This is a genomic window from Nocardioides sp. (assembly GCF_030019515.1).
GTDB lineage: Bacteria > Actinomycetota > Actinomycetes > Propionibacteriales > Nocardioidaceae > Nocardioides.
In genome coordinates, this window is the sequence record NZ_JASEEQ010000014.1 from 62,307 (window position 1) to 84,270 (window position 21,964).

Here is a 21,964-nt window from a genome sequence, read left to right on the forward strand (position 1 = left end):
CGCGGGGCAAGGTGCCCCGCGGGCCCGTCACTGATGATGCGTGGTTCAGCCGTGGATCACTTGGGCTCGGTCGGGACCGTGATCTTGCCGTCGATGATCTGCTGCTTGTAGTCGTCGAGCTGACCGGTGATGTCATCGATCATGCCGCCGCTGGTGGAGTAGCCCACCCCGTCGACCGACAGGTCGTAGGTGGTGACGCCGGTCGGGAAGCTCCCGTCGTTGACCTGCTTGAGGTACTCGTAGACCGCGACGTTCACGTTCTTGAGCATCGAGGTCATGATGACGTCCTGGACGGACGGGTCGGCGGTGTTGTACTGGTCGGAGTCGACGCCGATGGCGAGGTTGCCCGACTCGGAGGCCGCCTCAAAGACGCCGCCACCGGAGCCACCGGCGGCGTGGTAGACGATGTCGGCGCCGGCGTCGTACATGCCCTGCGCCGCGGTCTTGCCCTTGGCCGGGTCACCGAAGCCGGAGAAGTCCGGAACCTGGGTCAGGTAGGTGACGTCGACCTTGACCTTCGGGTTGACGGCGGCGACACCGGCCTCGTAGCCGGCCTGGAACTTCTGGATCAGCGGGGTCTCGACGCCGCCGATGAAGCCGACGTGGTCGGTCTGGGTCTTCAGCGCGGCAGCCGCGCCGACCAGGAACGAGCCCTGCTCCTCGGCGAAGACCAGGCTGGCGACGTTCGGGACGTCCGCGAGGCTGGAGTCGTCGATGATCGCGAAGTGCACGTCCGGGTACTCCGCCGCGACCTTGCCCACCGACGCGGCGTAGGCGAAGCCCACCGCGATGATCGGGTCGAAGCCGGCGTCGGCGAAGGTGCGCAGGCGCTCCTCGCGGGCGTTCTCGGCCTCGCCGTCCTCAGCCTCGGACTCGTTGGGGGTCATGCCGAACTCCTCGACCGCCTGGTCGAGACCGGCGGCCGCCGAGTCGTTGAAGGACTGGTCGCCGCGTCCGCCGACGTCGTAAGCCATGCCGACCTTGACGTCGGACTGAGGGGCGGAGGAGCTCGGGGTGTCAGACCCGGTGGTGCTGCTCTCGCCGTCACTGTCGCTGCTGCCGCATGCGCCGAGGGCCAGGATGCCGGCCGTCAGCAGGGCTGCGAACTTCGTGGTGCGTCGCAAGACGCCTCCTTCGTGTGCTGTGGACGCCCTCCCGGGCGCGAAACACCGCCACACTAGGGCCTGCATCCTGCCCTCACAGCCACATCACGAAGTTGTTATCGAGTCGATGCCAGACGACGCGAAGATCCTCATAAAGGTCCCCCTACGAGGTGACCAAGGACCCTGCCGCAACGTGCGCGAGGACCTTAGCGCCGATGGCCACGGCCCGCTCGTCGACGCGCAGGTTCCCCTGGTGCAGGTCGTACGTCGGGCCGCCCGGCGTCCGCGTGCCGAGGCGGCCCATCGCGCCCGGCACCCGGTCGAGGTACCAGCCGAAGTCCTCGCCGCCGAGGCTCTGCTGGGTGGGAACGTGCCCAACCTGCCCGACCACCCGGTCCACGGCGTGACCGAGCAGCACGATCGACTCGACGTCGTTCACGACCGGCGGCACGCCGCGCTGGTAGTCGACCTGCGCGTGCACGCCGTACGGCGCGACGATCTGCTCGACCAGCACCGGCACCAGCTTCTCCGCCTCCGACCAGGCGATCGCGTCGAGCATCCGCACGGTGCCACCGATCCGGCCGGTGGCGGGGATGACGTTGTGGGCGGATCCGGCGCGCACCACGCCCCACACCACGCTCACGCCGGCGCGCGGGTCCAGCCGCCGGGACAGGATCGAGGGCAGCTCGGTGACGACCTTGCCGAGCGCGTAGGTGAGGTCCTCGGTGAGGTGCGGGCGGGAGGTGTGCCCGCCGGCCCCGGTCAGCGTCACCTCGAGGTGGTCGGCGGCTCCGGTGATCGGCCCCTCGCGCAGCCCGACCCGGCCGACGTCCAGGCTCGGGTCGCAGTGCAGGCCGAACAGCTGGGCGACGTCGGCGAGGGCGCCGAGCTCGATCAGGGAGAGCGCCCCTCCGGGCATCACCTCCTCGGCCGGCTGGAAGAGCAGCCGCACCCGGCCGGGTAGCAGTCCCTCGTCGTGCAGCCGGGCGAGCGCGATCGCGGCGCCGACCAGCGCCGTGGTGTGCACGTCGTGGCCGCAGGCGTGCGTCACACCCTCGACGGTGCTCGACCAGGGGTCGTCGGTGAGGTCCGGCACGGGGAGCGCGTCGAGGTCGGCCCGCAGCGCGATGACCGCGCCGCCCGTGCCGATCTCGGCCAGCAGCCCGCTGCGGGGCAGCTCGGTGACCCGCCATCCGCTGCGGCGCAGCCGAGCGGCGACCAGGGCCGTGGTGCGCAGCTCGCGCCAGGAGAGCTCCGGGTGGGCGTGCAGGTCGCGCCGCAGCGCGATCAGCTCGTCGTGGGACTCGCCGACGGTCGTCTCGATGAGCGAGTCGACGCGCGTCGGCGGCGGGGTGGGCTCGTCCTCGGGCATCGAGTCGAGGTTAGTTCACCTGCCGTTCGCCCGCCGCATCGTGTCTCGCGGCGGGCCCGGGCGGCGGTCAGCGACCGTCGTCGAAGGCGGCGAGGATCCGGTCGGCTGCGACCGTCGCGGGCAGCTCGCCGGAGAGCACGGCGTCGCGCAGCTCCTCCCGGATCACGCGGACCCCGGGCGAGTGCCGCAGCCGCTGCTCGAGCTCGTCGCGGACCAGCGCCCAGGTGAAGTCCAGCTGCTGGTGGGCCCGCTTGCGGGCCAGGCCGTCGGTGCCCAGGTGGCTGCGATGCGAGAGGACCCGTGCCCACACGTCGTCGACGCCGACGTCGTCGAGCGCGGAGCAGGTCACCACCGGCGGGGCCCACTCGTCGCGGCCACGCACCAGGCGCAGCGCGCCCGCGAGGTCCCGGGCGGCGACCCGGGCCTCCTGCTGGCGGTCGCCGTCGGCCTTGTTGACCGCGATCACGTCCGCGATCTCCAAGATGCCCTTCTTGATGCCCTGGAGCTGGTCGCCGGTGCGGGCGAGGGTGAGGAACAGGAACGTGTCGACCATGCCCGCGACGGTGACCTCGGACTGGCCGACGCCGACGGTCTCGACGAGCACGACGTCGTACCCGGCGCCCTCGAGCACCCCCATCGCCTGCACGGTCGCGCGGGCGACCCCGCCCAGCGTGCCCGCCGACGGCGAGGGGCGGATGAACGCCCTCTGGTCCTGTGCGAGCCGGGCCATCCGGGTCTTGTCGCCGAGCACCGAACCGCCGGTGCGGACCGAGCTCGGGTCGACGGCGAGTACGCCGACCCGGTGCCCGGCGGCGGTCAGGCGGATGCCCAGCGCCTCGATGAACGTGGACTTGCCGACCCCGGGCACGCCGGAGATCCCGACCCGGACCGCGTCGCGGTCGTCGTGCGCGAGCTCGGTCAGGAGCTCGCGGGCCTGGGCCCGGTGCTGGGGACGGGTGGACTCGACCAGGGTGATCGCCCGCGCCACCGAGGCCCGCCGGCCCTCGCGGATGCCCTCGACGAGGCCGTCGACGAGGCCCGGGACGTCCGGCATCAGTGGCCGAGCTGCTCGCGCAGCCGGGCCAGCAGGTCGAGGGCGGACTCGGCGATGACCGTGCCGGGCAGGAACACCGCGGCGGCGCCCATCTCCCTCAGGGTCGAGACGTCGTCGGGCGGGATCACCCCGCCGATCACGATCATGATGTCCGGCCGGCCCTGGTCGGCCAGCGCCTTCTTCAGCGCCGGCAGCAGGGTGAGGTGTCCGGCCGCGAGCGAGGAGACCCCCACGATGTGGACGTCGGCGTCCACCGCCTGCTGGGCGACCTCCTCGGGCGTGGAGAACAGCGGCCCCACATCGACGTCGAAGCCCAGGTCCGCGAACGCGCTGACCACGACCTTCTGACCGCGGTCGTGGCCGTCCTGGCCCATCTTCGCGACCAGGATCCGCGGGCGCCGGCCCTCGGCCTCCTCGAACCGCTCGGTCTCCTCCAGCACCTGGGCGACGACAGCGTCGCCGGCCCGGTCCGCCTCGGCCCTATACACGCCGCTGATGGTACGGATCACCGCCTGGTGCCGCCCGTAGACCTTCTCCAGTGCGGCGGAGATCTCCCCGACCGTCGCCTTGGCGCGGGCGGCGTCGACGGCGAGCGCGAGCAGGTTCCCGTCCAGGCCGCCCGACGGGCCCTGGTCGGCGGCGCTGGTCAGCGCCTCGAGGGTGCGCTCGACCTCGTGGTCGTCGCGCTCGGCACGGAGCCGCTCGAGCTTGGCGATCTGCTGACGGTAGACGTCGTCGTTGTCGACCTTGAGGACGTCCAGCCGGTCCTCGGCGGCCAGCCGGTAGGTGTTCACGCCGATCACCTTCTGGCTGCCGGAGTCGATCCGCGCCTGGGTGCGGGCGGCGGCCTCCTCGATCCGCATCTTCGGGATGCCCTGCTCGATCGCGGCCGCCATGCCGCCGGCCTGCTCGGCCTCGAGGATGTGCGCCCAGGCGCGCTCGGCCAGGTCGTGGGTGAGCCGCTCCACGTAGTAGGAGCCGGCCCACGGGTCGATGGTGCCCGTGGTGCCGCTCTCCTGCTGGAGCAGCAGCTGGGTGTTGCGGGCGATCCGTGCGGAGAAGTCGGTCGGCAGCGCGATCGCCTCGTCCAGGGCGTTGGTGTGCAGCGACTGGGTGTGCCCCTGGGTCGCCGCCATCGCCTCGATGCAGGTCCGCCCGACGTTGTTGAACACGTCCTGCGCGGTCAGCGACCAGCCCGAGGTCTGGCTGTGGGTGCGCAGGCTGAGCGACTTGGGGTTCTGCGGGTCGAACTGGCGCACCAGCCGGGCCCACAGGGCCCGCGCGGCGCGCATCTTGGCGACCTCCATGAAGAAGTTCATGCCGATCGCCCAGAAGAACGACAGCCGCGGCGCGAACCGGTCGATGTCGAGGCCCGCGGCCAGGCCGGCGCGGATGTACTCGACGCCGTCGGCCAGCGTGTAGGCCAGCTCCAGGTCGTTGGTCGCCCCCGCCTCCTGCATGTGGTAGCCGGAGATCGAGATCGAGTTGAAGCGCGGCATCCGCTCGGCGGTGTACTGGAAGATGTCGCTGATGATCCGCATGCTCGGAGCCGGCGGGTAGATGTAGGTGTTGCGGACCATGAACTCCTTGAGGATGTCGTTCTGGATCGTCCCCGCGAGCTGCTCCGGCTTCACCCCCTGCTCCTCGGCCGCGGCGATGTAGAGCGCCATGATCGGCAGCACCGCGCCGTTCATGGTCATCGAGACCGACATCGCGTCGAGCGGAATGCCGTCGAACAGCGTGCGGGCGTCGTAGATCGAGTCGATCGCCACGCCGGCCATGCCGACGTCGCCGCGCACCCGCGGGTGGTCGGAGTCGTAGCCGCGGTGGGTGGCCAGGTCGAACGCGACGCTCAGGCCCTTCTGCCCGGCCGCGAGGTTGCGGCGGTAGAAGGCGTTGGACTCCTCGGCGGTGGAGAAGCCGGCGTACTGCCGGATGGTCCACGGCTGGGTGGTGTACATCGTCGGGTACGGGCCGCGCAGGAACGGGCTCAGGCCCGGCAGCGTGTCGAGCGCGTCGAGGCCCTCGAGGTCGGCGGGCGTGTAGAGGCCCTTGATCTCGATGCCCTCGGGGGCCAGCCAGGAGCGGTCGTTCCCGTCGGCGGCGGCGCCCGCCTCCGCACCGGTGAGCGGCAGCCCGCGGAAGGTCTTCGGGACGGTCACGACAGCTTCTCCCTCGTCCGGGTCAGGAAGTCCAAGGCGTCGGCCCCGAGCGCACAGGAGTCGTCGACCGCCTCGGCGAGCGGGCCGGCGGGCTTGCCCGCCAGGATCACGTGCCGGGCGCCGGCCGCGCGCAGGGCGGCGGCCGCGTCGGCCCCCCACTCGGCGTAGGTGGGGTCCGAGCCGGCCAGGCAGACCACCGGCTGACCGGCGTACGCCGCGGCCACCTCGCCGGGGTCGGCCGTGGGGCCGGCGACCTCGACCGCGACGCCGCCGGCGGCGAGCAGGTTGGTGGCGAACGTCGCGCGGGCGGTGTGCTGGGCGACGGTGCCGAGCGTCGCCAGGAACACCGGGGCGGCGACGGGGTCGTCACGCAGCGCCTCGAACGCCGCCCCGTAGGCGCGCACGTCGTTCCAGCCGTCGTACGCCGCACGCTGCGGCAGCACCTCGGCGGCGTTCGGGAACTCGGTGAGGCCGGTGACCGGCCGCTTGCGCCGGGCGATCTCGGCGTCGCGCCTGGCCACGGTCTCGGCGATCGCCTCGTCGAGGACCCGGTCGGCCTCGGGATCCTCGTCGAGCCGCCCGAACAGCTCCCAGGCCGTCAGCGCCAGGTCGTCGGTGAGCTTCTCGACGGCGTAGGCGCCGCCGGCCGGGTCCGCGACGTGGGCGACGTGCGCCTCGTCGATGAGCAGGTGCGAGGTGTTGCGCGCGACCCGGCGCCCGAGCTGCTCGGGGCGACCCAGCGGGCCGTCGAAGGGCAGCACCGTGACGGAGTCCGCGCCGCCGACGCCGGCGGCGAAGGCCGCGACCGTGGTGCGGAGCATGTTCACGTACGGGTCGTAGCGGGTCATCATCGGGCGGCTGGTGACCACGTGCTGGCGCTGGGGGACGTCTCCGGCGCCGCTGAGCTCGAGCACCCGCGCCCAGAGCCGCCGTGCGGCACGGAGCTTGGCGATGGTCGGGAACTGCTCGGCGGTGGCCGCGTAGCGGAACTCGACGAGCCGGGCCGCCTGCTCGATCGCGATGCCGGTGTCGGCGAGCGTGCGCAGGTACGCCGCGCCGGTCGCGACCGACCAGGCGAGCTCCTGGACGTCGGAGGCTCCCCGGTCGTGCACGACCGTGGCGTCGACGACGAAGCCCAGCACGCCGTGGTCGACCGCCTGGCGAGCGGCCTCGGCGGTGGCATCCTGCGCGGGCACGCCGAGGTTGGTCCCGGGGTGCAGCTCCCGGCCCTCGGCGTACGCGAGGAGAGCCGCGGGGTCGATCCCGTCGAGCACGACCGGGGCGAGGTCGAGCCGGACGCCCTCGAGGAGCGTGCCGAGATCGGTACCGCGCTGGAGCCACAGCGACGTGACGCCGCCCTCGAGGTCGACGAGGACCTCCTCGTTGGCGGCCTTCGCGTCGGCGCCGTCGACGTGCACCCGGACGTCCCAGTCACCCTGTCGGGGCGGGCGCCCAGTCGTCCGCACCTCCTCGAGCAGCGCTCGGGTCCCGAGCGGGGTGACGCCGATGCCGTCCAGGGTCGGGCGGGTGAGCTTCTTCCAGACCAGGTCGTCGGGGTCCTCGTCGGTCAGCCGGCGCGCCTTGCGCAGCACGGCGGCCGCGCCCTTCTCCCAGTCCGCGATCGTCCAGGCGTCCTCCGGGTCGGCGAGGTCCAGCGCTCCCTGCTCAGGCTCGAGCTGCGCAGGCTCCTCGAGGCCGCCTTCCACTCCACCGTCCACACTCATGCCCCGAACGATAGGTGCGCGGTACACCGCGAGGCCACGCGATGTGACGTTTTCGAGAGGAGGTCACGACCTAGGTCCCGGTGCCGCGGGCACAATGCCGGGGCTCCCGCGGGACGTCGCCAGCCAGGCCTCGACCGCATGCTGTACCGCCTCGTCGCGGGACAGCTCGCCCCGCACCGCGTCCACCCGCGTCGCGAGCGTCGCCGGGATCGTCACGGATGCGGTGCCCGCCGGGGGACCGAGCCGGCTGAGCGCCGAGACCACGACCGTGCCGAGGACGTCGAGGATCGCGAGCACGCCCATCCCGCGCAGCACGACGCCCGGCGGGTCGTCCTGGGTCACCAGGAGCGCGGACAGGGCGACGGCGAGCACGGTCGCGAGCGCCAGCGTCCCCGCCAGCAGCCACCGCACGGCCGGGCGACCCCGGGCGCCGAGCACGAGCAGCAGGCAGGCCTGCGCCAGCGTCGCGGCGGCCGTCGTCCCGACACCGAACGTGCGGCCCACCAGGTCGACCGCGTCCTGGCCGAGGTCGGCCCAGATGAGTACCAGCCCGGTGAGGATCGGGACGGCCACGACCGCGCCGCCAGCGACCCCGACGAGCTGGTACGGCGTACCGCCTGTCGCGAGGTAGCAGAGCACCGCGACGCTGGCGACGCCCACGAGCACGGTGGTCAGCAGCACCCGCCCCTCGGTGCGTCCGAGGGCACCGCCGCCCAGCAGCGCGACCACCCCCAGCAGCGCGGCCAGTGAGAACGAGCCGATCGTCAGGCGCACGATGTGCGTGCGAGCACCCGCCGTTGCCGTCATGCTCCATCGTCGCTCCGGGCGGTCCCGACCGGCAGCGGCACACGGCCCCCTTGGCGAGGACGTTGTACCTGCGCTACGCCTCGCTACGCCCGTCGTTGTCGCGGTTGCGGAGGCCGATCTTGCTGCCCAGCCAGACGAGCGGGTCGTACTTGCGGTCCACCACGCGCTCCTTCATCGGGATGATCGCATTGTCGGTGATCCGGATCCCCTCCGGGCACACCTCGGTGCAGCACTTGGTGATGTTGCACATCCCGAGGCCGGCGGCCCCCTGGGCGAGCGCGCGGCGGTCGTGGGTGTCGAGCGGGTGCATGTCGAGCTCGGCGTACCGCAGGAAGAACCGCGGTCCGGCGAAGGCGGGCTTGTTGTCCTCGTGGTCGCGGATCACGTGGCAGGTGTCCTGGCACAGGAAGCACTCGATGCACTTGCGGAACTCCTGGCCGCGCTCGACGTCGACCTGCGCCATCCGGCGCTTGCCGTCGGCGTCGCGCGGCGGTGGCGCGAACGACGGCAGCTCGCGGGCCTTCTCGTAGTTGAAGGAGACGTCGGTGACGAGGTCGCGGATCACCGGGAACGATCGCATCGGGGTGACCGTGACCGTCTCCGCCGGGTCGAAGTCGGAGAGCCGGGTCATGCACATCAGCCGCGGCCGGCCGTTCACCTCGGCGCTGCAGGAGCCGCACTTGCCGGCCTTGCAGTTCCAGCGGACCGCGAGATCACCGGCCTGGGTCGCCTGCACCCGGTGGATGGCGTCGAGGACGACCTCGCCCTCGGAGACCTCGACGTCGTAGTCGCCGAGGTCTCCGCCGCCCTGGTCGCCGCGCCAGATCCGCATCTTCAGCGTGTAGCCCATGACGGCCCCTTCACTCGAAGAACTTCTTGAGCTCGTCCGGCATCACCGGGAGCGGTTGGTGGGCGAGGTCGACGGCGGAGCCGTCGGCGGCCAGCCGGAGCACGAGGTTCTTCGCCCCCCACTCGGGGCTGGGTCCGGGGAAGTCGTCGCGGGTGTGCCCGCCGCGCGACTCCTCGCGCTCGAGCGCCGCCCTCGCGATGCACTCGCTGACCAGCAGCATGTTCCGCAGGTCGAGCGCGAGGTGCCAGCCGGGGTTGTACTGCCGGTGCCCCTCGACGGTCATCCGCCTGGCCCGCTCCCTGAGCCGCCTGAGCTCCTCGAGCGAGCGCTCCAGCTCGGGGCGGGTGCGGATGATGCCGACCAGGTCGTTCATCGACTGCTGCAGGTCCTGCTGGATCGTGTACGGGTTCTCGGTCCCTCCCCCCGGCCCGGTGGCGACCTCGAACGGTGCGAGCGCGTCGCGCTCGGCCGCCTTGACGTCCTCGGCGCGCACCGCCGGGCGTCCCTCGCCGAGCGAGACGCAGTACGACGCGGCAGCCTCCCCGGCCCGTCGGCCGAAGACCAACAGATCGGAGAGCGAGTTGCCGCCGAGCCGGTTGGAGCCGTGCATGCCGCCCGAGCACTCCCCCACGGCGTACAGGCCGGGCACCGCCGACAGCTCGGTGTCGGCGTCGACCTCGATGCCGCCCATTACGTAGTGGCAGGTCGGCCCGATCTCCATCGGCTCCTGGGTGATGTCGACGTCGGCCAGCTCCTTGAACTGGTGGTACATCGACGGCAGCCGCTTGCGGATGAAGTCCGGCGACCGGCGCGAGGCGATGTCGAGGTAGATGCCGCCGTGCGGCGTGCCGCGACCCGCCTTGATCTCGGAGTTGATCGCGCGCGCCACCTCGTCGCGCGGCAGCAGCTCGGGTGGCCGCCGGTTGTTCTTCTTGTCCTCGTACCAGCGGTCGGCCTCCTCGACCGTGTCCGCCGTCTCGTCCCGGAAGTACTCCGGGATGTAGTCGAACATGAAGCGCTTGCCCTCGGAGTTCGTCAGGATGCCACCGTCGCCGCGCACCGACTCGGTGACCAGCAGCCCCTTCACCGACGGCGGCCAGACCATGCCCGTGGGGTGGAACTGGACGAACTCCATGTTGATCAGGGCCGCCCCTGCTCGCAGCGCGAGGGCGTGGCCGTCGCCCGTGTACTCCCACGAGTTCGAGGTCACCTTGAACGACTTGCCGATCCCGCCGGTCGCGAGCACGACGGACGGCGCCTCGAAGACGACGAACCGGCCGGTCTCGCGCCAGTACGCGAACGCACCGGCGATCGCGCCGTCCACCTTCAACAGCTCGGTGACCGTGCACTCCATGAAGACGTCGATGCCGAGCGCCACGGCGCGCTGCTGGAGGGTGCGGATCATCTCCAGGCCGGTGCGGTCGCCCACGTGGGCGAGCCGGGCGTACCTGTGACCACCGAAGTCGCGCTGCGAGATCAGCCCGTCGTCGGTCCGGTCGAACAGGGCGCCCCAGTCCTCGAGCTCCAGCACCCGCTCGGGGGCCTCCTGGGCGTGCAGCTGGGCCATCCGCCAGTTGTTGAGCATCTTCCCGCCACGCATGGTGTCGCGGAAGTGCACCTCCCAGTTGTCCTCCGGCCAGCGGTTGCCCATCGCCGCCGCGATGCCGCCCTCGGCCATCACCGTGTGCGCCTTGCCGAGCAGCGACTTGCACACGATCGCGGTGCGCGCGCCCGCCTCGTGCGCGGCGATCGCCGCGCGCAGCCCCGCGCCGCCGGCGCCGACCACGACCACGTCGTACCGGTGCCGTTCCATGCCGCCCGCCTCGGCGCCGGACATCTCGTTGCCCGTCATCGGGTGCCGGTCCCCCATCAGAAGAATCTCGGGTCGTCGAAGGCGCCGGTGGCGAGCAGGTAGACGTAGAAGTCCACGATCGCGACCGAGAACAGCGAGTACCACGCGTAGGTGCCGTGGCGGTTGTTCAGCCGCGAGACCAGCGTCCAGATCCGGTAGCGGACCGGGTGCTTGGAGAAGTGCCGGAGCCGGCCGCCGGTGATGTGGCGGCAGGAGTGGCAGCCGAGGGTGTAGAGCCAGATCAGCACGACGTTGGCCACCATCAGCAGGGTGCCGAGGCCCATGTGGATGCCATCCGGCTCGCCCGGCGCCGGGCCGAAGGCCAGCACCGTGTCCCAGGTCAGGATCAGCGCGATGACCACGGCGGCGTACCAGAACCAGCGGTGCAGGTTCTGCAGGATCAGCGGGAAGCGGGTCTCGCCGGAGTAGGCGCCGTGCGGCTCGGCGACCGCGCACGCGGGCGGCGAGAGCCAGAACCCGCGGTAGTAGGCCTTGCGGTAGTAGTAGCAGGTCATCCGGAAGCCCAGCGGGAAGATCAGGACCACCAGGGCCGGCGACAGGCTCCACCACGAGAGCGGCTGGCCGAAGTCCGAGGATCCCGCCACGCAGTCCGCGGTGAGGCAGGGCGAGAAGAACGGCGAGAGGTACGGCTCGGCGTAGAAGTAGTCGCCCGCGAACGCGCGGTAGGTGGCGAACACGACGAAGCCGCTGAACACGATGAACGTGGCGAGCGGCGCGAGCCACCACCGGTCCTCACGCAGCGTCCTCGCGCCGATCCGGGCCCGCGTGGGCCCGTCCACACCTGTCGATCCTGGGGTCGTGCTGGGCGCGTCCGTCGACGCCATCGCCACCTCCGCCGGCTCCGGTGCTCACTGAGTCGTGTCTCGTGCCATGGGTGCTGCCTAGGTGAGTCTGCACACTCCGGGCCGGATGTGAAAGAGGCCACACCGCCGGGGTTCACCCGACATCCACCTGGCCGCAGCAGTTCGGTCATGCCACGGAGCGACTGTGACGACATGCGGATCGCGCTGGTGACCGAGAGGTTCTTCCCCGCGTCGGACGGCACGACGACCACCGTCAAGGCCGTCGCCGACCGGCTCGTCGAGACCGGCCACGAGGCGCACCCGCGTGGCGGAGCGCTGTGACCGGGTGCTGGTGACCTCGCGCTGGATGGTCGGTCGGCTGGCCGAGTTCGGAGTGGACGCGGGCCTGTGGGCGCCCCGCTCACGACGCCGCGACGGCCCGCGACGCCGAGGAGGTCCTGACTCGCCGGTAACCGGGCCTATGTCACACGCCCCGCGGGGCGTACCGGTCTGTCGCCGCGGTAGCGTGTTGCATCGTGGCAACGACGACCTTGGTCAAAGGGGCGCGAGCTTCACGCTCGACGATCACCCTGAAGCTCTTGATGGCCGCCAGCGGCCTCCTCTTCATCGCCTTCGTGCTGATGCACATGTACGGCAACCTCAAGGCCTTCGGTGGCCATGACACGTACAACGCGTACGCCGAGCACCTGCGCACGTTCGGCGAGCCGATCCTTCCGCGCGAGGGCCTGCTGTGGATCCTGCGGGTCGCCCTCATCGCCGCGCTGGTCCTGCACGTGTACAGCGCCTTCGCGCTGTGGCACCGGTCCGCGAAGGCGCGCACCACGAAGTACGTGATGAAGAAGAACCTCGCCTCCAGCCTGTCCTCGCGGACGATGCGCTGGGGCGGCGTCACGATCCTGCTCTTCGTCGTGTGGCACCTGATCAACTTCACGATCGGGAAGGTCAACGTGTCCGGCGGGTCGACCAACGACCCGTACAACCTGCTGGTGGACTCGTTCAACTCCTGGTGGCTGACGGTGATCTACCTGGTCGCGATGCTCGCGCTGGGGATGCACCTTCAGCACGGGGTCTGGAGCGCGGCGCAGACGCTCGGCCTCACCAACAACGCCCGCGCGCGCCGCAACGCCAAGAGCCTCGGCTGGATCCTCGCCGTGGTGATCGCGGGCGGCTTCTCCCTCGTGCCGATCTTCGTCCTCGCCGGCGTCATCTCCAAGTAAGGGCTGCACACATGACCGACATGCCGGACACCACCCTCACGCCCGAGCCCAGCCACGACGCGCCCGGCGCGCACGGCGACGACGCTGTGGGCTACTACCGCCCCGGCGACCCGGTCGCCGACGCGAAGGCGCCGGACGGCCCGGTCGCGGACCGGTGGAACACCCGCAAGTTCGAGGCCCGCCTGGTCAACCCGTCCAACCGGCGCAAGCTCGACGTGATCATCATCGGCACCGGCCTGGCCGGCGGTGCCGCCGCCGCCACGCTCGGCGAGGCCGGCTACAACGTGAAGTCCTTCTGCTACCAGGACTCCCCGCGCCGGGCGCACTCGATCGCCGCGCAGGGCGGCATCAACGCGGCCAAGAACTACAAGGAGGACGGCGACTCCGTCTACCGGCTCTTCTACGACACGGTCAAGGGCGGCGACTACCGCTCGCGCGAGTCGAACGTCTACCGCCTGTCCGAGGTCAGCGCGAACATCATCGACCAGTGCGTCGCCCAGGGCGTCCCGTTCGCGCGGGAGTACGGCGGCCTCCTCGACAACCGCTCGTTCGGCGGCGTGCAGGTCTCGCGCACGTTCTACGCCCGCGGCCAGACCGGCCAGCAGCTGCTGATCGGCGCCTACCAGGCGATGGAGCGCCAGGTCGCGGCCGGCACCGTCGAGCAGTACACCCGCCACGAGATGCTGGAGCTGATCGTCGCCGACGGCCGCGCCCGCGGCATCATCGCCCGCGACATGGTCACCGGCGAGATCCAGACCCACCTCGCCGACGTGGTGGTCCTGGCCAGCGGCGGCTACGGCAACGTCTTCTACCTGTCGACGAACGCCATGGGCTCCAACGTCACGGCGAGCTGGCGCGCGCACCGCAAGGGCGCGTACTTCGCGAACCCCTGCTACACGCAGATCCACCCGACCTGCATCCCGGTCTCCGGTGCCCACCAGTCCAAGCTGACCCTGATGTCGGAGTCGCTGCGCAACGACGGCCGGATCTGGGTCCCCAAGAACAAGGCGGACTGCGACAAGGACCCGCGCACGATCCCCGAGGAGGACCGCGACTACTACCTGGAGCGGATCTACCCCTCCTTCGGCAACCTGGTCCCCCGCGACATCGCCTCGCGCGGCGCGAAGAACGTCTGCGACGAGGGCCGCGGCGTCGGCCCGGAGGTCGACGGGGTGCGCCGCGGCGTCTACCTCGACTTCAAGGACTCGATCGGCCGCCTGGGCGAGGACGCCGTGCGGGAGAAGTACGGCAACCTCTTCGACATGTATCTGCGGATCACCGGGGAGAACCCGTACGAGGTCCCGATGCGGATCTACCCCGCCGTGCACTACACGATGGGCGGCCTGTGGGTCGACTACGACCTGCAGTCCTCGATCCCGGGGCTGTTCGTGGCCGGCGAGGCGAACTTCTCCGACCACGGCGCCAACCGGCTCGGCGCCTCGGCGCTGATGCAGGGCCTCGCCGACGGCTACTTCGTGCTGCCCCAGACGATCCGCGACTACCTCGCGGACGGGCCGTTCGAGAAGATCGCCGAGGACCACCCGTCGGTGGTGGAGGCCAAGAAGTCCGTCGAGGACCGGGTCGCCCACTTCCTGAGCACCAACGGCACCCGCAGCGTCGACTCCTACCACCGCGAGCTCGGCAACATCATGTGGGAGTACTGCGGGATGGAGCGGACCGCGGACGGCCTGAAGAAGGCGATCGACCTGATCCGCAGCCTGCGCGAGGACTTCTGGCGCAACGTCAAGGTCCTCGGCACCGCCGACAGCCTCAACCAGTCCCTGGAGAAGGCCGGCCGGGTGGCCGACTTCTTCGAGCTCGGTGAGCTCATGTGCATCGACGCACTCAACCGGCGCGAGTCCTGCGGAGGCCACTTCCGGGCCGAGTCGCAGACCGAGGACGGCGAGGCGCTTCGTCACGACGACCACTTCGCGTACGTCGCGGCCTGGGAGTTCGCCGGCGATGGCGAGCTGCCGGTACTGCACAAGGAAGACCTCGTCTACACGGCCATCGAGATGAAGCAGCGGAGCTACAAGTAATGAAGTTGACTCTCAAGATCTGGCGGCAGCCGGACGCGGCCTCGAAGGGCGCGATGCACACCTACGAGGTCGACGAGGTGACCGGGGACATGTCGTTCCTCGAGATGCTCGACGTGCTCAACGAGCAGCTCAACGTCAAGGGCGAGGACCCGGTCGCGTTCGACTCCGACTGTCGCGAGGGCATCTGCGGCACGTGCGGCCTGATGATCAACGGCCAGGCCCACGGTCCCGAGGTCACGACCACCTGCCAGCTGCACATGCGATCGTTCAACGACGGCGACGAGATCGTCATCGAGCCCTGGCGCTCCGATGCCTTCCCGGTGATCAAGGACCTGGTCGTCGACCGCGGCGCGTTCGACCGGATCATCCAGGCCGGCGGCTTCATCTCGGTCAACACCGGCTCCGCCCCCGAGGCGCACTCGGTCCCGGTCCCCCGCGAGGACGCGACCCGCGCCTTCGACGCGGCGACCTGCATCGGCTGCGGAGCGTGCGTGGCCGCGTGCCCGAACGGCTCGGCGGTGCTGTTCATGGGCGCCAAGATCACCCACCTCGGCGAGCTCCCCCAGGGCCAGCCGGAGCGCGACGACCGCGTCGTCAGCATGGTCGCCCAGCACGATCACGAAGGGTTCGGCGGCTGCACCAACATCGGCGAGTGCGTCGCGGCCTGCCCCAAGGAGATCCCGTTCGACGTGATCTCCCGCCTCAACTGGGACCTCCACCAGGCCATGCGCCACGGTCACTAAGCCACTCAGGCTCAGGCCGGCAGCAGCCAGACCTCGTCGTCGCCGCCGAGGGTGGGGCAGCGGGTGCCGGGGAGGACCTGCACGTCGAAGATCTCGGTGACGCCGGCGTCGAACTGGAGCGTGGCGACGGTGTTCCCGGTGGCCAGCTCGATCACGCCCACGCCGCACAGGAGCTGGTCGTGGTACGCCGCGATCGGGGCGCCGCCGAAGATCGCGGTCTCGCGGATCTTCGACAGGCCCACGAACGCGAGGCCGCGGTGCAGCGCGAGGCCGCGGGAGTAGCCCGGGACGACTGCGACCGCGTCCCGCCGGCCGGTCGCGACGTCGACCCGCTCGAGCCGGCCCATGCCGGAGTTCAGCACGAACAGGTCGCCGTCGTACCAACGCGGCGAGTGGGGCATCGCCAGGCCGGTCGTGACCGGCTCACCCGACGCGACGTCGAGCACCGCCCCGCTGTCGTTGCGCACCGCGCGCCAGCCGGCGGCCGTGTCGGTCTGCGCCATCACGGTGACGAACGCCGGTGCGCCGTCGCGCATCGCGAGGCCGTTGAGGTGGCAGCGGTCCTCCGCGGCGAGCCCCGAGACGAACCGCGGTCGCCAGCGCGGCACGAAGCTGTAGGTCGGGTCGAGACCGGCCAGGCAGGAGAACAGCGTGTTCACGACCCACAGGTCCGGCCGGCCGTCCTCGGTGGTCCCCCACGCGACCTCGTGGCACTGGATCGAGCCGGTGACGATCGACGTACGCGGCAGCCAGCACCGGTCGTGGCGGCCGGCGGGCGCGATCCGGGGCGCGAGCTCGGAGTGGTCGCTCAGCGACCAGACCTGGCCCTTGCCACCGACCGCGATCCGATCCGACCCGACCGCGATGCCCATGGCCTGGTCGAACCTGCGGAACGAGAACGTCGGCCGGCCCTCGTGCACGCCGATGGCGACCAGCTGACCCGCCTGGTAGGTCGAGACCAGCAGGGAGCACCCGGCCTCCTCGAGCACCCCCGGGAAGGAGGCGCTGTGGTGGAAGCCGACCGCGGTGGCATCCCCTGCAGCGCTCAACGCATCCTCAGCGTGTACCGGTGGACCACGCTGGCTCCGGTCCCGCCGCACGGCGTGAACGTGAACCGCGCCCGGACCTGCAGCTCGCCCGTCCTCCGCAGCTCTCGCAGGCCGGCCCTGGTCGGCCTCAGCGTCACCGCGGTGGTGCCCGCCCTGACCATGTCGGTGGTCGACCGGCGGATCTCCGATCCGGCCACCGGGGCGACCACCAGGGTGCCGGCACCGTCGACCGACACCTTCAGGCGCAGCGTGCCGGCGTCGGTGTCGGCCCTGCCCTTCGACGGTACGGCGAACCCGCCGCCCTTGTTGATGTCCGCGACCAGGCTCGTGCCTGTCGGAGTGCCGTCGGACTTCCAGAGCTCGCTGCCGTGGGTGCCGTCGTCCGCGCGGAAGAACACGGTCCCGCCGACGGCGGCGAGGGAGGTCGGGCTGTAGCTGACGCCGGACGGCTGGATGTCCTCGACCATCACGGTGCCGGACTCGGTGCCGTCGGACGTCCAGAGCTCCCGGCCGTGGAACCCGTCGCCGGCAGTGAAGAACAGCGTGCCCGCGGCGCCGACCAGCCAGTACGGCGAGCTGCTGTAGACGTCCGGGTTGATGTCCTTGACCATCACGGTGCCCGCCTCGGAGCCGTCCGACCTCCACAGCTCCTGCCCGTGGACGCCGTCGTCGGCGCGGAAGAACAGGGTCCCGGCCACATCGGTCAGGCCGGTGGTCCCGTAGTAGGACTCGGCGCCCGGATCGACGTCCTTGACCAGGACCGTGCCCGCCTCGGAGCCGTCCGACTTCCACAGCGCCCGGCCGAGCTCGCCGTCGTCGGCGGTGAAGAACAGCGTGTCGCCCACCGCGGTCAGGTAGTCGGGACGCGCGGATCCGGCCCCCGGGTTGATGTTCTTGACGAGAACGGTCCCCGCGCCGGTCCCGTCCGACTTCCACAGCTCGGCGCCGTGGACGCCGTCCCGGGCGGTGAAGAACACCGTGTCCCCGGCCGCGACGAACCCGCTGGGCGTCCCGCCGTACTCACCCGGCCTGATCTCCTTGAGCATCGCCGTGCCCGCGCGGGTGCCGTCCGAGGTCCAGAGCTCGCGGCCGTGGGTGCCGTCGTCGGCGGTGAAGAACAGCGTGTCGCCCACCGCGGCCAGGTTGGAGGGGCCGTTGTCGTAGTAGCCGCCACCCGACGGGAGGCCGGTGACCCTGACCGTGCCGGCGCGGGTGCCGTCGGACCGCCACAGCTCCCGGCCGTGGCTGCCGTCGTCGGCGGTGAAGAACAGCGTGTCGCCCACCGCGGTCAGCGAGGACGGTCCGCTGTAGTAGGACTGGCTGCCGGGATCGATGTCCCTGACCATGACGGTGCCGGCCGCGGTCCCGTCGGACCTCCACAGCTCGCGGCCGTGCGTCCCGTCGTCGGCGGTGAAGAACAGGGTCCCGCCCACGGCGGTGAGCTGCGACGGCCGGTCGTAGTAGCCGTCGGTCGTGATCAGGTCCTTGACCAGGACGGTGCCGGCCGCGGTCCCGTCCGACTTCCACAGCTCCCGGCCGTGGACCCCGTCGTCGGCCATGAAGAAGATCGCGCCTGCGACCTCGGTGATGTCCGACGGCGAGCTGGCCGGCGTCGGCACACCACCCCCGCACTGCACCCGGGCGCTCGCGGCGCTCGAGGCGCTCGAGGGAGCCGCGAGGGCCGGCACGGGTGCCGCCAGACCGGCCAGACCGACGGCGGCCGCGGTCGCGGCGCCGGCGGCGCGGCCCACCCGGGCCCGGCGCCGGAGCTCCTTGGCTCGGACGGCCCTCAGCCGGAGCGCCTTCTCGCGTGCAGTTCGACGCCGACGACTCATGTCAGACCTCCGCTACCGGGACGTGGCTGGATGCTACGCAGTTCAGACGCCCTCGGCGCACGTTTGGTTGCCATCCGGTGGTCGGCGACCCGGCTGGCGCCGGTCAGCGACCCCGGACCGCCTGGAGCGGGAAGTCGCGGGTGGGGCGCCAGCCCAGGTGGGGGTCGTGCCCGTAGAGGTGGAACCGCTCCACCTCGAACCGGCACTCGAACCCGGCGAGCTCGTCGAACGCCTGGTCGAGCAGGTCGTCGTCGAGGTGGTGCGCGACGGTCACGTGCGGGTGGTAGGGGTACTGCAGTTCGACGTCGAGCGGACCGCGGCACAGCGCCTTGGCGAGCTGCTCACAGCGCGAGATGCCCTGGACCAGGGTCACGAAGACGACCGGTGAGACCGGCCGGAAGGTGCCCGTGCCGCGCAGGTGCACCCGGAACGGGCCGGACCTGGCGGCCACGTCCTCGAGGTGCCGCTCGACCTCGGCCATCCGGTCCGGCTCGACCTCGGTCGGTGGCACCAGCGTGATGTGGGTGGGGATCATCGCGGCGGTGTGGTCGCCCACGGCCTTCCGGTAGTCCTGCAGCTCCGAGGCCCAGGGCTCCGGGATCGCGACCGCTACGCCAATCGTCGACACGGGGCAGACCCTACTGGCCCGCCGCGACGAAGCCGACCCGCTGGTAGACGTCGCGCAGGGTCGCGGCCGCCACGGCGCCGGCCTGCTCGGCGCCCCGGCGCAGCACGTCGGTCAGGAAGGCCTGGTCGTCGAGCAGCTCGAGGGTGCGCTCGCGGAACGGCGTCACGAACTCCACGACCGTCTCGGCCAGCTCCTTCTTGAGGTCGCCGTACCCACGCCCCTCGTACTCCTCCACGAGGTCCGGGACCGCGCGCCCGGTGAGCGCCGAGAAGATCGTCAGCAGGTTGCTGACGCCGGGCTTGGTCTCGGGGTCGAAGCGGATCTCGGAGCCGGAGTCGGTGACCGCGGAGCGGATCTTCTTCGCCGAGGCCCGCGGGTCGTCGAGCATCTCCACGATGCCGGACGGCGAGGAGGCCGACTTGGACATCTTCGAGGTCGGGTCCTGGAGGTCGGTGATCTTCGCGGTCGCCTTGAGGATGTAGGGCTCGGGGAGCCGGAACGTCTTCTTGTAGCGGCTGTTGAAGCGCTGGGCCAGGTCGCGGGTGAGCTCGAGGTGCTGGCGCTGGTCCTCTCCCACCGGCACGTAGTGGGGCCGGTAGAGCAGGATGTCGGCCGCCTGGAGGATCGGGTAGGTGAACAGGCCGACGCTGGCCGCGCCCTCGCCGCCCTTGGCGGACTTGTCCTTGAACTGGGTCATCCGGCGGGCCTCGCCGAAGCCGGTCAGGCACTGGAGCACCCAGCTGAGCTGGGCGTGCTCGGGGACCTGCGACTGCACGAAGATCGCGGACCGGTCGGGGTCGATGCCCATCGCGATCAGCTGGGCGGCCGCGCGGAGGGTCCGCTCGCGCAGCACCTTCGGGTCCTGCTCCACCGTGATCGCGTGCAGGTCGGCGATGAAGAAGAACGGCTGGTACTCCTCCTGGAGGTCCACCCACTGCCGCAGCGCGCCCAGGTAGTTGCCGAAGTGGAACGAGTCAGCGGTCGGCTGGATCCCGGAGAGGACCCGTGGGCGGGACGTTCCCGAGCCCTGGACGGACGCCGAGACCTCGGGGGCGGTCGTGGTGGACATGGCGTCCATTGTTCACGACCGGCCGGCGCCGACGGTCACAGGGCCCGTGCTCACGGGGCGCCACGACCAGCCGCACGGCGGTGGCACCGCGGCCCTGGACGACCACGAGCACGCTGGCGCCCTGGCCGGAGACGACGCGGCCCCCGGTGACGCGCACCCGGTAGCCGTCCGGGTAGACCAGCCGCGGCAGGCTCACGGTGGTCCGGCTCCCCGCCGCGAACCGCCCGCCGCCGGCGCGACGGGTGCTCCAGGTGGCCCGGAAGGCCCGGCTGTCGCGGTCGAAGGAGTACGCCGTCGGCACGCCGGCCACGGCCAGCGGGTGCGGCACGACGATCGCGGTCAGCTTCTGCCGGTCGACGTTGTCGCCGACCGGGGGCCGGGACGGGTCGAGGACCAGCGCCTGGGTGGCGCCCGGTCCGGTGGTGGTCGGGTCGTCGCAGCCGCAGTAGGCCCAGTACTGCCAGCCGACCCGGTGGGCCGCCGCCCGGTCGACCATCGTGGTGAGGGTGGTCCGGTCGGTGGTCGCGCCGAACTCGGTGAGCAGCGGCGGGTGCCCGAGGTCGGTGCCGTGCTGGACGGCGTTCTGGAACACCAGGTCGTCGAAGGTGTCGCAGGCCTGCTGTCCCGCCCCCTCCGCATCCGCCTCCGCGGTCAGGCAGTAGTCGTGGAAGGAGAAGCCGAGCCGGTCGCCGGTCGGCGCGACGTGGGTCCGGGCGCCGTTGTTGAACAGCACGTTCGGCTCGTAGAACACCGTGGTGCGGCGGTCCACCGCGCGGATCGCGTCGGCGGCCCGCTGCGAGAACGCCTGCAGCTGGGCGTCGAACACCGGGCAGCCGGCCGGGTTCGCGCAGGTCGACCACGCCGAGCCCGGCCAGGGCTCGTTGAACAGGTCCAGGCCGAGGACCCGCGGGACGCCGGCGAAGTAGTCCGCGACGTGCGCCCAGGCGGCGGCGTACCGGTCCTGGAGGCCGACCCCGCCCGGGCCGGCGTCGTTGGCCCAGAAGTGGTCGAAGGCGCGCAGCAGCGGGGCCATGCCGAAGTAGTTGTACGGGAAGCCGAGCTGGGGCTGGGCCGGGAGGCCTTCGTCCTGGACCGCCCAGTCGGGCGCCCCCTCGCCCTGGAACCGCTCGTTGTAGAGGTCCTGGTGGAAGTCCAGCAGCGTCCAGATGCCGTGCGCGGCCAGCACCTCGGTGGTGTGCCGGATCCGCGCCAGGTAGGCGTCGTCGTACTCCCCCGGCTCCGGCTCCACGGCCTTCCAGATCAGCCCGAGCCGGACGGTGGTGAGGCCCTGGCGTGCCAGGAACCGGGCGTCGTCGCGCCCGAACCCGACCTCGTCGGGGGCGTACGGCGCGACCTTGTAGACCATGTTGAGCCCGTGCAGCACCAGGACCCGGCCCTGCGGGTCCACGATCCAGCGGCCGGCGGTCCGGGCCCGGGTGCCGCCGTCCGACGAGGCGGCACCCGTGGACGGCGAGGAGGGTGAGGACGGTGAGGACGTCGCGGCCGGCACGGGAGCGACGAGCAGGAGGCCGGACAGGAGAGCGGGGGCCACGAGACCGGCGAGGAGACGCATGCCGGGGCAACGACCCGGCGGGGCGCCGGTTATCGGTTTGTCCCGTCACACCCGGGGTTGGCA

18 protein-coding genes are annotated in these 21,964 nt (G+C 71.5%); 4 read left to right on the forward strand and 14 right to left on the reverse strand.

Annotated elements, in window-relative coordinates; translation table 11 throughout:
- Positions 1-56: 56 nt before the first annotated feature.
- The 9 genes from QMC84_RS18150 to QMC84_RS18190 all read right to left on the reverse strand — a co-directional run bounded on the left by QMC84_RS18150 (position 57) and on the right by QMC84_RS18190 (position 11,724).
- Positions 57-1,124, reverse strand: coding sequence for a BMP family ABC transporter substrate-binding protein (locus QMC84_RS18150; RefSeq protein ID WP_300377152.1), 1,068 nt, complete (start codon positions 1,122-1,124; stop codon positions 57-59).
- Positions 1,125-1,266: 142 nt separating this feature from the next.
- Entirely contained in the window at positions 1,267-2,475 is a 1,209-nt protein-coding gene (locus QMC84_RS18155) for an amidohydrolase (protein ID WP_300377154.1), read from the reverse strand.
- 67 nt (positions 2,476-2,542) lie between these two features.
- Positions 2,543-3,529 (reverse strand): methylmalonyl Co-A mutase-associated GTPase MeaB, encoded by a 987-nt coding sequence (gene meaB / locus QMC84_RS18160; RefSeq protein WP_300377156.1) that lies wholly within the window; start codon positions 3,527-3,529, stop codon positions 2,543-2,545.
- Positions 3,529-5,691 (reverse strand): methylmalonyl-CoA mutase, encoded by a 2,163-nt coding sequence (gene scpA, locus QMC84_RS18165; RefSeq protein ID WP_300377158.1) that lies wholly within the window; start codon positions 5,689-5,691, stop codon positions 3,529-3,531. Before scpA ends, meaB begins: the two co-directional genes overlap by 1 nt.
- Positions 5,688-7,415: a methylmalonyl-CoA mutase family protein gene (locus tag QMC84_RS18170; protein WP_300377160.1), complete on the reverse strand. Its 1,728-nt coding sequence runs from the start codon at positions 7,413-7,415 to the stop codon at positions 5,688-5,690. Before QMC84_RS18170 ends, scpA begins: the two co-directional genes overlap by 4 nt.
- A gap of 63 nt (positions 7,416-7,478) precedes the next feature.
- Positions 7,479-8,222, reverse strand: a complete 744-nt coding sequence (locus QMC84_RS18175; protein WP_300377162.1) for a hypothetical protein — start codon at positions 8,220-8,222, stop codon at positions 7,479-7,481.
- 73 nt (positions 8,223-8,295) lie between these two features.
- Positions 8,296-9,072: a succinate dehydrogenase/fumarate reductase iron-sulfur subunit gene (locus QMC84_RS18180; RefSeq protein ID WP_300377164.1), complete on the reverse strand. Its 777-nt coding sequence runs from the start codon at positions 9,070-9,072 to the stop codon at positions 8,296-8,298.
- Positions 9,073-9,082: 10 nt separating this feature from the next.
- The gene (locus QMC84_RS18185; RefSeq protein ID WP_300377166.1) at positions 9,083-10,942 is read right to left on the reverse strand and encodes a fumarate reductase/succinate dehydrogenase flavoprotein subunit; all 1,860 of its coding nucleotides are present in this window, start codon (positions 10,940-10,942) and stop codon (positions 9,083-9,085) included.
- Entirely contained in the window at positions 10,942-11,724 is a 783-nt protein-coding gene (locus QMC84_RS18190) for a hypothetical protein (protein ID WP_300377168.1), read from the reverse strand. Before QMC84_RS18190 ends, QMC84_RS18185 begins: the two co-directional genes overlap by 1 nt.
- Positions 11,725-11,916: 192 nt before the next feature.
- Here QMC84_RS18190 and QMC84_RS18195 point away from each other — a divergent pair, with 192 nt between their 5' ends.
- The 4 genes from QMC84_RS18195 to QMC84_RS18210 all read left to right on the forward strand — a co-directional run bounded on the left by QMC84_RS18195 (position 11,917) and on the right by QMC84_RS18210 (position 15,747).
- The gene (locus tag QMC84_RS18195) at positions 11,917-12,069 is read left to right on the forward strand and encodes a hypothetical protein (RefSeq protein ID WP_300377169.1); all 153 of its coding nucleotides are present in this window, start codon (positions 11,917-11,919) and stop codon (positions 12,067-12,069) included.
- A gap of 194 nt (positions 12,070-12,263) precedes the next feature.
- Positions 12,264-12,965, forward strand: a complete 702-nt coding sequence (locus tag QMC84_RS18200) for a succinate dehydrogenase cytochrome b subunit (RefSeq protein WP_300377171.1) — start codon at positions 12,264-12,266, stop codon at positions 12,963-12,965.
- 20 nt (positions 12,966-12,985) lie between these two features.
- Positions 12,986-15,004, forward strand: coding sequence for a fumarate reductase/succinate dehydrogenase flavoprotein subunit (locus QMC84_RS18205; protein WP_300377290.1), 2,019 nt, complete (start codon positions 12,986-12,988; stop codon positions 15,002-15,004).
- Entirely contained in the window at positions 15,004-15,747 is a 744-nt protein-coding gene (locus QMC84_RS18210; RefSeq protein WP_300377173.1) for a succinate dehydrogenase/fumarate reductase iron-sulfur subunit, read from the forward strand. The genes QMC84_RS18205 and QMC84_RS18210 overlap by 1 nt, the downstream gene beginning before the upstream one ends.
- Positions 15,748-15,758: 11 nt before the next feature.
- On the opposite strand, the gene QMC84_RS18215 is transcribed toward QMC84_RS18210, so the two are convergent.
- From QMC84_RS18215 to QMC84_RS18235, 5 genes are all read right to left on the reverse strand, one after another.
- Positions 15,759-16,796, reverse strand: coding sequence for a TIGR03032 family protein (locus tag QMC84_RS18215; RefSeq protein WP_300377175.1), 1,038 nt, complete (start codon positions 16,794-16,796; stop codon positions 15,759-15,761).
- Positions 16,793-18,631 (reverse strand): ELWxxDGT repeat protein, encoded by a 1,839-nt coding sequence (locus QMC84_RS18220; protein ID WP_300377177.1) that lies wholly within the window; start codon positions 18,629-18,631, stop codon positions 16,793-16,795. Before QMC84_RS18220 ends, QMC84_RS18215 begins: the two co-directional genes overlap by 4 nt.
- 103 nt (positions 18,632-18,734) lie before the next feature.
- Positions 18,735-19,259 (reverse strand): 2'-5' RNA ligase family protein, encoded by a 525-nt coding sequence (locus tag QMC84_RS18225; RefSeq protein ID WP_300377179.1) that lies wholly within the window; start codon positions 19,257-19,259, stop codon positions 18,735-18,737.
- Between the two features lie 10 nt (positions 19,260-19,269).
- A complete protein-coding gene (gene trpS, locus QMC84_RS18230; protein ID WP_300377181.1) occupies positions 19,270-20,328 on the reverse strand; it encodes a tryptophan--tRNA ligase in 1,059 nt (352 codons plus the stop codon).
- Positions 20,234-21,901, reverse strand: a complete 1,668-nt coding sequence (locus QMC84_RS18235) for a cellulase family glycosylhydrolase (RefSeq protein WP_300377183.1) — start codon at positions 21,899-21,901, stop codon at positions 20,234-20,236. Before QMC84_RS18235 ends, trpS begins: the two co-directional genes overlap by 95 nt.
- Positions 21,902-21,964 lie beyond the last annotated feature (63 nt).